The sequence below is a fragment of the Thalassospira sp. MCCC 1A01148 genome (genome assembly GCF_001613795.1).
Classification (GTDB): Bacteria; Pseudomonadota; Alphaproteobacteria; order Rhodospirillales; family Thalassospiraceae; genus Thalassospira.
The window spans coordinates 137,368-149,775 of sequence record NZ_LPVZ01000020.1 but is presented as its reverse complement, the minus strand read 5'-3'; the positions used below and the strand labels follow the sequence as shown (position 1 = coordinate 149,775).

The window sequence follows — 12,408 nt, the reverse complement described above, 5'->3', positions numbered from 1 at the left end:
CATGGCCGAATTGCTGCTTGAACTGTTTTCCGAAGAAATCCCGGCCCGCATGCAGGCACGTGCGGCGCAAGACCTGTCCAAACTGGTCACTGATGGCCTGAAGGCCGCCGACCTTGAGTTTGATAAGGTCGAAGCACTGGTGACCCCGCGTCGCCTGACCCTGATTGTCGATGGTCTGCCGGAAAAACAGCCAGACCTGCGCGAAGAGCGCCGTGGTCCGCGTGCCGACGCACCGGAAAAGGCCATCAATGGCTTCCTTGCGGGCAATGGTGTCACCCTTGATCAGTGCGAAAAACGCGAAACGCCCAAGGGCGTCTTCCTGTTTGCGATTGTCGAACAGAAAGGCCGCCCTGCATCCGAGGTCATCAAGGACATCATCGAAGATGCCATGAACAAACTGCCCTGGCCGAAATCCATGCGCTGGGCAGATCAGAAAATCCGTTGGGTGCGCCAGCTTGACCGCATTCTTTGCCTGTTTGACGGCAAGGTTATTCCGGTCACCTACGGTCCGGTCACCGCCGGCGATACCACCCGTGGTCATCGTTTCCTGGCCCCGGCAGAGTTCAGCGTTGCGAACGCCGCTGACTACAAGGAAAAGCTGCGCGCAGCCAAGGTCATGCTTGACCGTGAAGAGCGCAAGCAGGTCATCCTTGAGGGTGCGAAGAAACTGGCAGCGTCCGAGGGCTTCGCGCTTCTGGAAGACAATGGTCTTCTGGAAGAAGTCTGTGGTCTGGTCGAATGGCCGGTTCCGGTCATGGGCAAGGTCGATGACCAGTTCATGGACATCCCGCGAGAGGTTCTGGAAACCTCGATGCGTGAACATCAGAAATATTTCGTGGTCGAAGACAAGGCAGGCAAACTTGCCGCGCGCTTCATCACGGTTTCGAACATGGTTACCGCAGACAAAAACGCCAAGATCATCGCCGGGAACGAACGTGTTCTGCGCGCACGTCTGCATGATGCCAAATTCTTCTGGGATCAGGATCGGAAAGTGACGCTGCAATCGCGTCTGCCGAAACTTGATAACATCGTCTTCCATGCCAAGCTGGGCTCGCTTGCTGAACGTGTCATGCGTTTGCGCGGTCTGGCACGTGAACTGTCAGCCGACATTCCGAATTGCGATGTCAAACTGGCAGACCGCGCAGCAGAAATCGGCAAGGCCGATCTGGTGTCGCAGATGGTGTTTGAATTCACCGAACTGCAGGGACTGATGGGGAAATACTACGCCGAAAATGACGGCGAAGCCCCGGAAGTCGCCAATGCCATTGCCGAGCATTATGCACCGGCCGGTCCGTCGGACATGTGCCCGACAGCGCCGGTTTCGGTGGCCCTGGCTCTGGCTGAGAAGCTTGATACCCTTGCCGGGTTCTTTGCAATTGATGAAAAGCCGACCGGTTCAAAAGATCCGTTTGCTTTGCGTCGTGCAGCACTGGGTGTCATTCGTCTGGTTCTGGAAAACGGTTTGCGTTTGCCGCTTGGGCGTATCTTTGCCTTTGCAGTTTCCCAGTACCCGGCAGATATTCGTCGTGACGAGGCGGTCGAAGACCTTCTGGCCTTCTTTGCTGACCGTCTCAAAGTCCATCTGCGTGAACAGGGTGTCCGCCATGATCTGGTGTCGGCCGTGTTTGCCCTGGATGGCGAGGACGATCTTGTCCGCCTGTTGGCCCGTGTTGAAGCGCTTTCCGATTTTGTCTCTGGCGAAAGCGGCGTCAACCTGATGGCCGGATACAAGCGTGCGTCTAACATTCTGCGCATCGAAGAGAAAAAGGACGGAACGTCCTATGACGCGGACGTTTCCGCGGATCTTCTGAGCCTGGAAGAAGAACGCAAGCTGTATGAGGCGCTCATTGATGTCCGGCACAAGGCCTTGCCACTTCTGCGTGACGAGGACTACGCCGCGGCCATGACCGAATTTGCGCGGTTGCGTGAACCGGTCGATACATTCTTCGAAAAGGTCACGGTCAATAGCGACAATGCTGACGAACGTGCCAACCGCTTGAAGCTGTTGGCACAAATTCGCACAGCGTTGCACGATATTGCCGACTTCTCGAAGATCGAATCATAAAACAGGTCAGGGTTTAGGGGCTTTTCCCCATCCTGGGGAACGGCCCGCGGGCCGTGACCAGATGAGGAAAAGGCAAGATGACCAAATGGGTTTACGGTTTCGGTGGCGGTAGCGCCGAGGGCCGTTCGGATATGCGTGAACTTCTGGGCGGCAAGGGTGCCAACCTTGCCGAGATGTGCAATCTCGGACTTCCTGTCCCGCCCGGCTTTACCATTACAACCGAAGTCTGCACGGCGTTTTACGACAATAACCGTGCCTACCCGGATGGTCTGAATGCCGAGGTCGAAAGTGCCTTGGCCTCTGTTGAAAAACTTGTTGGCCGCACATTCGGTAATGCCAAGGACCCGCTTCTTGTGTCGGTCCGTTCTGGTGCACGCGCATCCATGCCGGGCATGATGGACACCGTCCTTAACCTTGGTCTGAATGACGAGACGGTCGAAGGTCTGGCAACAGTGTCAGGCGACCGTCGTTTTGCCTATGACAGTTACCGCCGCTTCATTCAAATGTATGGTGACGTCGTTCTGGGCGTTGATCATTATCACTTTGAAGACATCCTTGAGACCGTCAAGGAAGACAAGGGTGTTACCCTTGATACCGACATGGGCGCAGATGACTGGGCCGAAGTCGTCGAGGCGTTCAAGAAAAAAGTCAAAACCGAACTGGGCGAGCCATTCCCCCAGGATCCCCGCGAACAGCTGTGGGGTGCCATTGGTGCCGTGTTTGGCAGCTGGATGAATGCGCGTGCCAACACCTATCGTCGTTTGCACAACATCCCGGCCAGTTGGGGCACGGCGGTCAACGTGCAGGCGATGGTCTTTGGCAATATGGGCGATGACTGTGCTACTGGCGTTTGCTTCTCGCGCAACCCGTCAACCGGCGAAGACCGGTTCTATGGCGAATATCTGATCAATGCGCAGGGCGAAGATGTGGTTGCAGGCATTCGCACACCAGCCCCGCTGACCGAGATTGAAAAACAGGAATCCGGTTCGGACCTGATTTCGATGGAAGCCGCCATGCCGGTCGTCTTCAAGGAGCTTTGCGACATCCGCGAAAAGCTTGAATCCCATTACCGCGACATGCAGGACATGGAATTCACCGTTGAGTCCGGCAAGCTTTACATGCTCCAGACTCGGGCGGGCAAACGCACGGCAAAGGCCGCCTTGAGGATCGCGGTCGAAATGTGCCGCGATGGCGTGATTTCCAAGGAAGACGCCATCAGACGCGTCGACCCGGCACAGCTTGATCAGTTATTGCACCCGACTCTTGATCCCGATGCGGCCCGCAAGGTCGTTGGCATGGGCCTTCCCGCATCGCCCGGCGCGGCTTCTGGCCAGATCGTCTTTTCGGCCGAGGTTGCCGAAGAATGGGCAGGCAAGGGGCGCAAGGTCATTCTGGTGCGCATCGAAACAAGCCCGGAAGATATCGCGGGCATGCATGCCGCGCAGGGCATTCTGACATCGCGCGGCGGCATGACCAGCCACGCAGCCGTGGTTGCACGTGGCATGGGTACACCGTGCGTTTGCGGTGCAGGTGCGATCAAGATCGACTACGCCAACAAAACCATGATGTCTGGCGGTGTGACCCTTAAGGAAGGGGATGTGATTACCCTTGATGGCGCAACCGGCGAAGTCATGCTGGGCGAAGTTGCGACCCTGAAGCCCGATCTTTCTGGTGATTTCTCGCAGCTTATGGAATGGGCAGACGCCTTGCGTCGCCTTAAAATCCGCACCAATGCCGAAACTCCGGAAGAGGCCGAAACTGCGCGTGGTTTCGGGGCAGAAGGCATTGGCCTTTGCCGGACCGAACACATGTTCTTTGATCCGGAACGCATTGTCTCGATGCGCGAGATGATCCTGGCCGAAACAGAGCAGGGCCGTCGTGCCGCATTGGCAAAACTTCTGCCCTATCAGCGTCAGGATTTTATTGACCTGTTTCGCATCATGAAGGGGCTTCCGGTTACCATTCGCTTGCTGGATCCGCCGCTCCATGAATTCCTGCCGCATGGTGATGCCGAAATTGCCGAGGTGGCCAAGGCTGCCGGTGTGTCCGAAGCCATCGTCAAGCGCCGCCTGCTTGATCTGGCCGAAGCCAACCCGATGCTGGGCCATCGTGGATGTCGCTTGGGGATAAGCTATCCGGAAATCTATGAAATGCAGGCCCGCGCGATTTTCGAGGCCGCAATTGAGGTTTCCAAAGACGGTGGCGATCCGGTCATTCCGGAAATCATGATCCCGTTGATCGTTGGCAAAAAGGAACTCGAAATCCTGAAAGCCGCCATCATCAAGGTCGCAGCCGAGGTCGAAGACGAAAAAGGTGCCAAGCTGAAATATCTGGTCGGCACCATGATCGAATTGCCGCGTGCAGCATTGCGGGCGGGCGAAATCGCAGAAGAAGCCGAATTCTTCAGCTTCGGTACCAACGACCTCACCCAGACCACGTTTGGTCTGTCACGTGATGATGCGTCGCGCTTCCTTGATACGTATATCTCCAAGGATATCTTTGCGGGCGATCCGTTCGTATCGCTTGATCAGGAAGGGGTTGGCGAGCTGGTCAACATTGCCGCAGAACGCGGTCGTGCGACGCGCGGTGACATCAAGCTTGGCATTTGCGGTGAACATGGTGGTGACCCGGCATCCATCGCCTTTTGCGAGGCACAGGGACTTGATTATGTGTCATGTTCCCCGTACCGCGTGCCGATTGCGCGCCTTGCCGCGGCACAGGCAGCCCTTGGCAAATAAGCGCCAGACGAACATCGTTTCGCGATCACGAACGGCAACGGGAAATCCCGTTGCCGTTATTTTTTGCCTGATTGCGAGGTGGGATCGTTGCGCTGTGCATGGTGTTTCATCACCAGCATGCCGCCCACCGATAGACCAAGAAGCAAAAGGATAATGCCGCCGATCTTGAAGATCTTCTCGTAGAGAAGCCGGTTGTGATATTCCGCCTCGCGCAGCTCTTTCAGATGCGTAATCACCGCATCAAGCTGCCCGCGATAACGTAACTCCGGGGCAAGCGTGCTTTCGTATCGTACAGCACGCAAAAGCATGTTCAGGCGTTCTACCGCATCCAGGTAGTTTTCCTCTGTCATGCGGGCCTGTTCGATTGTAGGCCTCAGGACCGGTGTTTCTTCCGGGCCAAGAAAGTGCCCCGGATAGTTTTTCAGATCCGGCCATTGATGGTCCAGACAGTCACGAACATTGGTGACGATGGCACCACATGGAACAATTTTCTGCGAATAAAATCTAAGCAGCGTGCCAAGCGCCATCTGTTTGATTTGATGACCCTTGCGGTTATAGGCCTCGGTAATTGTCGCGAGTTCTTTTTCGGCCTCGGTTATCGACATTTCAGAAACAGGAACGTCACTCAGGCCAGGCGCAGGTTGCTGGGCTTTCGACATGGCAGGTCCAATGGCAAGCACGCAAAGTACCGCCAAAACGCCCATGCAAGGATGACCCATAATCCAAAGTTTCATTGCAGTTCCCGGTTTCGCATCTCATGCAGGCCCTAAACCTAACATATGGGATCTTGGTTCGTTGAAACAGGTTCGAACGACAAACGGGCCCCGCAAGACGAAGCCCGCTCAAAACGTTTGTCTCTGATTGGTTGTCGGGTTCAGGCGGCATTTTCCGGCAACTGAACCCAGTCAGGGACAGAAACGGTGACCTTCGCATCGCCCGCACGCAGGTCTGCATCATCGTCGACCCGTTCAAGCCGAACAAGTGCCAACCCGAACTCGCCATGGACAGATCGAATGATACCGGCTTCCTTGTCGCCATTCATGATCGGTGTGCCAGTGTTTGGTGCTGGCCCGTCAATCTTGACTGGCAATAGGCGCTTGCGCACAAGGCCGCGATATTTGGTCCGGGCCGTAAGCTCCTGACCCATATAGCAGCCCTTTTTGAAATCCACACCGCCAAGCTCTTCAAAGCCGCTTTCAAGCAGGATGGATTTATCGACTTCCATTTCCTCGCTGCCGTTTGGAATGCCAAGCATCACACGCATCTGGTGATAGGTTTCGACATCGCTTTCCTCGGCACCAATGGCCGCCATTTCGGCAAGCGCATTCTTGGGCAGAAGGACACGTGCACCCATTGCGGCAAGTCGGGGATCAACTGCCTTGATCCCGTCGGCCATATGCGCGGTCGCACCGGGTGTCGCATCCAGCGACAGGGATGAAAGTGCATCTTTGCCAAAGACGGCAATGACATCATAGCTGTCGCTGACATCTGTCAGTTCGGCCTTGGCGCGGAGTTTATACATGCGAAGTTTCTTGAACAGTTCGGCCGCGCGCTCGCCATTCTCGCCGCGCTCGCATTCTATCAGCAAGCTGTCTTCATCCTGATGATAGATAAAGAAATCAAACAGGAACTTGCCCTGCGGCGACAACAGCGCGCCATAGCCCGATTTCTCGGGCGAAATGGTTTCGATATTGTTTGATACCAGCCCTTGCAGGAAGCTGACCCGGTCCGGGCCGCTGACCCGGATCACCGCGCGATCCGGCAAAAGGGCGTATAATGTCTCACTCATGATGTTTATGGCTCCGGTAAATCGGAATTGTTTGAGCGGAATGTGGGGTAATCACAGAATTTTCGCAAGAGCTGTCTGTGCGGATAAGGGCCGGGTAAGCTATAAGAAAACCCTTCATAAAACGCCGTCGAACGGATAGAACCAAACTTATGAAAATCTTGATGCTTGATCAGTCCATCGGCTTTGATCCCAAGGATCGCGAAGCCCGTCCTCTCGGAACATGCCAGCGCGCTTTCATTGCCCTGGCAGAGTCCCTTGTTGCCCGTGGTCACAAGGTCGAAGCGCGCCGTAATGGTGGCATCGACAAGGACATGCATGGCGTTGCCTGGCGACAGCTTGAAGCTGAACTGCCACCCTTTGGCGGTGATGCGGTCAATACCGTGATTGTCTGGCGCGATCCGGCGTTGCTCAACCACGCTTCTGTCCCCGAAGATGCAAACATCGTGTTCTGGTTTGATGGTGACCCGGCTCGGTTGAATGCCGATGATGTGCGTTTGGTCCTGCAGGAAAAGAAAGTTCAGGTCATCTTTACCGATGATGCGCAGGCAAATGCCTTTGATGCTGAACTCGCCAAAAAGCCGTTGGTCGTCAAACCGGGCGCGACAACATCCTTTGTCATGGCATCGAACATGCACTGGGCATTTGAATCGCGTGATGAACTGGCCGTAACCGTTGCCAATAGCTCCACCGGCATTGCCCAGATCATTCGCATTTGGGAAACGTACGTTGCGCCCAAAGCACCGAATGCGATTCTTGAAGTCTATGCTTGTGACCTGTTTAGTGCCATGGCCGGTGAAAACGACAGCGTATCAGATGACCTGCTTGATATGGTGCGATCCGCCATCGACAAGGGGGTAAGGGTTCACCATCCCAAGCCTGAGGCTGATATGGCCGAAACCGTTGCCAATGCACGCGCGTTCCTGCATCACGGCAAGTATGGGACAGATTATGTCGGGCAGTGGCTTGTCGATGCACTGGGGGCGGCAACACCGGTTGTCTCCTATGGCGGGATTGCCAAAAGCCGGGTTGAGGATGGCAAGACGGGTTACATCGTCCCGGACGAGGCGGCATTTGGCAATATCACAACGCAGCTTCTGACCGATCGTTCCTTCTTTGCCAGCCAGTCCGAAGCCGCGCGCAATGATCGCCGCGAATGGATCCATGTCGCTGGCGAGCTGGAGAAACTGTAAGCCGTGCGCCTGCTGTTCATTACCTCAAATCGCCTCGGCGATGCGGTGCTTTCGACATCGGTTTTGCGCCATTATGTCGAAACCTATCCCGGTATCCGTGTGACGGTTGCCTGCGGCCCGGTTGCCGCACCGATTTTCGAAGGCGTTCCAAACCTCGAACGCATCATCAAAATGCCAAAGCAAAAACGCGGTGGCCACTGGTGGAAACTCTGGAAATCGGTCGTCCTGAACTGGTGGGACATCATCGTCGATCTGCGCGGCAGTGCGACCGCCTATGTATTGCCGGGTTGGAAACGGGTGGTGTTGCCGGGGAATGACGATGATTTGCACCGTGTCGAGCAGCTCGGAAAATTGATTGGCGTTGAACCTGCACCGTTACCAGTTCTCTGGACCCGTCCTGAGGATGAGGCGCGCGCGAAAGAGCTCATCCCTGAAGATGGCAAGCCGTTGTTGGCTGTCGGACCATCTGCGAACTGGATTGGCAAGACTTGGCATCCCGAACGGTTTGAAGAGACAATTGCCGAATTGACCAAGCCCGGTGCTGTGCTTGAGAATGCCCGTGTGCTTCTGGTCGGGGCGCCGAGTGAACGTGATGCGTCCTTGCCTGTTATTGAGAGTATTCCGCCCGATAGACGCGTAGAAATATTTGGAACAGAGCATCTTTTGACTGTGATGGCCTGTCTGAAAAAAGCAGATCTATATATTGGCAATGATTCTGGCCTTATGCACATGGCAGCGGCCTCCACGCGACCGACACTCGGGCTTTTTGGCCCATCGCGCGAGGAACATTATGGCCCTTGCTCGAAATGGGGGCGGGCGGTGCGTACGGAATGGTCATTTGATAAAATCATGGCCAACCGTGAAAGTTACTTATCCAAAGAAAATTTGATGGAAACCTTGCCGGTTGCCAAAGTTGTCGCGTCGGCAATTCAATTGGTTAAAGACTATCGCAATCAGGAAATCGGCGATGAGTGATAAAAAACCGCGTATTTCAGTCGTGATCTGTGCCCATAACGAGGAGGAAAGACTTCCTTCTTGCCTCGAAAAAGTGACTTGTGCAGACGAGATCGTGGTGATTTGCGATAAATGCACAGATAAAACCGAAGACATCGCCAAAGGTTTTGGTGCCAAAACTGTCGTCGGTAGCTGGGACATTGAAGGTGACCGCCGCAACCGCGCAATAGCCGAAGCAAGTGGAGACTGGATATTCGAACTTGATGCCGACGAGCATATAAATGCAGAGCTTGCAGCAGCCATTCCTGAAGCGGTTTTCTCGGACAAGTTCGACTCATACTTGATTCCGGTCGACAATTATGTCGGGAAGCGCCTTGTGCGTTACGGTTGGGGGGCATCCTTCGGGACGTCTGCTGTCTGGCGGCTTTATCGCAAGGGTTGCAAGAACTGGGGGGACGAGCGGGTTCATCCCTCGTTTGAGTTGACCGGTCAAAAAGGCCCCCGACTTGATGGTGCGTTGGTTCATTTTGTTGATCGCAACATCTCAGACATGATCCGTCGATTTGACAGTTATACCTCTGCACGCGCTGCCGATTTGCGGGCTACCGGAAAGATTGGCAGTTTCGCCCACAACTTCCGACGCATCATCTCGCGCTTCTGGCGCTGTTTTATATCGCGCAAGGGATACAAGGAAGGAGGTCTGGGCTTCTTGATTGCATTGCTGGCAGCCCTGTTCCCGATGGTGTCCTATCTCAAGGCACGATATGACGACGAGTAAGAAAGACGCATCGGAGAACTGCGGATGACCACGTTGCTGCAAACCATGGCTGGAAGCCCATACGGCGGCGCGGAGGAGTTCTTTGTGCGTCTTGCCAGCGGTTTTCAGCGGGCCGGGATTGATCAGCATTGTATCGTCAGGCCGAATGAAGGTCGGAACAGCGTTCTCGCCGAAAATGGCGTTTCATTTGATGAATTGCCTTTTGGCGGGCGCCTCGATTTCCGAACGCCTTGGGCATTGCGCCAGCAGATCAAAAAGCACGAGCCAAAGATCGTTCTAAGCTGGATGAACCGTGCCAGCCGGATGACGCCGTCTGGCAATTTCACCAAAGTTGCCCGGCTTGGCGGTTATTATAAGCTCAAGAACTTTCGTGACTGCGATCATCTGATCGGTAACACGCGCGATATATGTGACTATCTGGTGCGTGAAGGGTGGCCTGCTGCGCGGACACATTATCTGCCGAACTTTGTAGACGCAAAACCAGGTACTCCGATAAACCGATCAGAATTCAACACTCCAAACGACGCGCCGCTAATTCTTGGGTTGGGCCGCCTTCACGAAAACAAGGGTTTCGATACCCTTATCCGTGCCTTGGTTGATGTGCCCGATGCCTATCTGTGGGTTGCCGGGGCAGGGGATCTCCGGGATGAGCTTCTAAAACTGTCTGGCGAATGTGGCGTGGCGGATCGTGTCCGGTTTCTGGGGTGGCGCCGCGACGTGGCCAATCTGTTTGCCACGTGCGATGTCTTTTGCGCGTCTTCGCGCCACGAACCTCTTGGCAATATGGTGATCGAGGCGTGGGCGCATGGCAAACCGGTTGTCGCACAAGCCAGTCAGGGACCAGTGCAATTGATCAAAGCGGGTGAGAGCGGACTGCTGTCTCCGCTTGAAGATGTTTCTGCGTTGGCGTCCGATTTGCGTACAGTACTTGACGATAAGGCGCTTTCAGACACATTGTCGGCAAATGGACGTGCGGCATTTGACGCCAACTTTACAGAGGATGTCGTGGTCGAACGATATAAGGCTTTCTTTGACGAGGTTGCACCTTAATGTGCGGAATTGCCGGTTATATCGCCAAGGACAAGCAAACCCTTGATCCGGAAATCCTAGATCGTTTGCGTGATGCTTTGGGGCATCGCGGACCAGATGGTGACGGGCGCTTTATCAAAGGCCCCGTCGGTTTCATCCAGACACGCTTGGCAATTATCGATCTCAATACTGGGGATCAGCCGCTTTACCACGAAAATGGTAGTACTTTGATCGCCAACGGTGAGATTTACAATTATCTCGAGCTCAGGAAAAATCTTGGCGAAGCCGGATTCAAAACCCGTTCGGACAGTGAAACAGCCCTTCGTATATTTGCACGCGACGGCATCGGCGGCTTTGATCAACTGCGCGGGATGTATGCCTTTGCAATTCACGATGCAATCGACAATCAGGTGGTGCTGTGTCGCGACCCATTTGGTATCAAGCAGATATATTACGTTGAAACCCCTGAATATTTCGCGTTCGCTTCCGAGGCGCAGGCGTTGATCGCTGCGGGCCTGGTAGGACGAAAGGTTCGTGAGGACGCCCGATCTGAACTGCTCCAAGTGCAATTCACCACGGGTGCCGACGTGATCCTTGACGGAATCAAGCGACTACTGCCTGGCGAGACCATCGTCTTGAAAAACGGCCGTATCGTCGAGCGCCGCCGTCGCCAGGTTCTCAGTGATGCAGGCGCAGTCGGGAATAATCTTGATAGTGCTCTTTACGAGTGGGATCGGGTGTTTGAGGAATCAGTTCGTCTGCATCAACGATCTGATGTCGACTATGCCATGTTCCTGTCAGGCGGGGTCGACAGTGCATCCCTTCTTGGTATGATGCATCGACTCAACGAAAGGCCGGTAACAGCCTATACTGCTGCATTCGAGGCCAGTAGCGTGCATGACGAACGAGAGCTTGCACGAGAGGTCGCCAAGGCTTGCAATGCCAACCATGTCGAAGTGATGTTTTCCGAGAGGGACTTCTGGGCGCTATTGCCGGAGGTCGCCGCACGAATGGATGATCCGGCAGCGGATTATGCCATTCTTCCGACCTATAAGCTTGCCAAGGAAGCCGCGCGCGATTTCAAGGTTGTGCTGTCGGGCGAGGGTGGTGACGAGCTGTTTGGCGGGTACGGTCGGTACCGGTCGGTCATGCGCCCCTTTTTACTTGGCGGTCGTGTGATGCGCTCCAAAGGCACGTTTGATAAGATCGATGTATTGCGTCCCGGTGTGCTTGACGGATGGCGTGATGGTATTGCCGCCTCTGAAACCCGGGAAAACCTTGGAAAGCGCTCGCGCCTTTCGATTGCTCAGGCAGTCGATTGCTCTGACTGGCTGCCAAATGATTTGCTACTCAAGCTTGATCGCATGTTGATGGCGCATGGCCTTGAAGGACGAACTCCGTTCCTTGATCCGGCAGTGGCAGAGTTCGCCTATCAACTACCCGATCGCCTAAAGGTCCGAAAAGGGGTTGGCAAGTTTCTGTTGCGTAAATGGCTGGAACGGTGCCTACCTATGGCAGAACCCTTTGCCAAGAAACGTGGTTTCACCGTTCCTGTTTCCGAGTGGATATCAGGCAAGGGCAAACAGCTTGGGCCGTTGGTGGCGCGACAGGCCGGTGTTGCCGAGATTGCTGATAAAGGTCGGGTCGAGAAGCTTTTCACCACTGCGGGCAAGCGAGAAGGTGCTGCTTGCTGGCACTTGCTGTTTTATGCGCTTTGGCATCAGGCGAATGTTCTGGGGCATGCCGCAGGTGCAGATGTGTTTGAAACACTCGAAAGCACATCGCAAACATAACGCATCTTAAATTTTACGGGGCCACACAGGTTACTCCCGCATTTCTTAAATGCGAACGTCAATTCGCAGAAA

The 12,408-nt window shown here is 54.9% G+C and carries 9 protein-coding genes; 7 read left to right on the top strand and 2 right to left on the bottom strand.

Annotated features, from left to right (window positions below; translation table 11 throughout):
- Position 1: 1 nt before the first annotated feature.
- Both glyS and ppdK read left to right on the top strand, forming a co-directional pair.
- Positions 2 to 2,065 (top strand): glycine--tRNA ligase subunit beta, encoded by a 2,064-nt coding sequence (glyS, locus tag AUQ43_RS10295; RefSeq protein ID WP_062956212.1) that lies wholly within the window; start codon positions 2 to 4, stop codon positions 2,063 to 2,065.
- Positions 2,066 to 2,142: 77 nt separating this feature from the next.
- Positions 2,143 to 4,803, top strand: coding sequence for a pyruvate, phosphate dikinase (gene ppdK, locus AUQ43_RS10290; RefSeq protein WP_062956211.1), 2,661 nt, complete (start codon positions 2,143 to 2,145; stop codon positions 4,801 to 4,803).
- A 56-nt stretch (positions 4,804 to 4,859) separates the two neighbouring features.
- On the opposite strand, the gene AUQ43_RS10285 is transcribed toward ppdK, so the two are convergent.
- Together AUQ43_RS10285 and AUQ43_RS10280 are read right to left on the bottom strand one after the other, a co-directional pair.
- Entirely contained in the window at positions 4,860 to 5,537 is a 678-nt protein-coding gene (locus AUQ43_RS10285; RefSeq protein ID WP_114129914.1) for a hypothetical protein, read from the bottom strand.
- A gap of 140 nt (positions 5,538 to 5,677) precedes the next feature.
- Positions 5,678 to 6,592, bottom strand: a complete 915-nt coding sequence (locus AUQ43_RS10280; protein WP_062956209.1) for a folate-binding protein YgfZ — start codon at positions 6,590 to 6,592, stop codon at positions 5,678 to 5,680.
- Positions 6,593 to 6,741: 149 nt separating this feature from the next.
- Between AUQ43_RS10280 and AUQ43_RS10275 the strand changes: the two genes are divergently transcribed.
- From AUQ43_RS10275 to asnB, 5 genes are read left to right on the top strand one after another with little or no spacing between them, the layout of a single operon-like run.
- Complete coding sequence (locus AUQ43_RS10275; RefSeq protein WP_062956208.1) at positions 6,742 to 7,782, top strand: glycosyltransferase; 1,041 nt, start codon at positions 6,742 to 6,744, stop codon at positions 7,780 to 7,782.
- 3 nt (positions 7,783 to 7,785) lie between these two features.
- On the top strand, positions 7,786 to 8,757 hold the full coding sequence (locus AUQ43_RS10270) for a glycosyltransferase family 9 protein (protein WP_062956207.1): 972 nt from the start codon (positions 7,786 to 7,788) through the stop codon (positions 8,755 to 8,757).
- Positions 8,750 to 9,514 carry a glycosyltransferase family 2 protein gene (locus tag AUQ43_RS10265; RefSeq protein ID WP_062956206.1) on the top strand — a complete coding sequence of 255 codons (765 nt, stop codon included), beginning with the start codon at positions 8,750 to 8,752 and terminating at the stop codon, positions 9,512 to 9,514. The genes AUQ43_RS10270 and AUQ43_RS10265 overlap by 8 nt, the downstream gene beginning before the upstream one ends.
- A gap of 24 nt (positions 9,515 to 9,538) precedes the next feature.
- On the top strand, positions 9,539 to 10,564 hold the full coding sequence (locus tag AUQ43_RS10260) for a glycosyltransferase (RefSeq protein WP_062956205.1): 1,026 nt from the start codon (positions 9,539 to 9,541) through the stop codon (positions 10,562 to 10,564).
- The gene (gene asnB, locus AUQ43_RS10255; protein WP_062956204.1) at positions 10,564 to 12,336 is read left to right on the top strand and encodes an asparagine synthase (glutamine-hydrolyzing); all 1,773 of its coding nucleotides are present in this window, start codon (positions 10,564 to 10,566) and stop codon (positions 12,334 to 12,336) included. The genes AUQ43_RS10260 and asnB overlap by 1 nt, the downstream gene beginning before the upstream one ends.
- Positions 12,337 to 12,408: the final 72 nt, after the last annotated feature.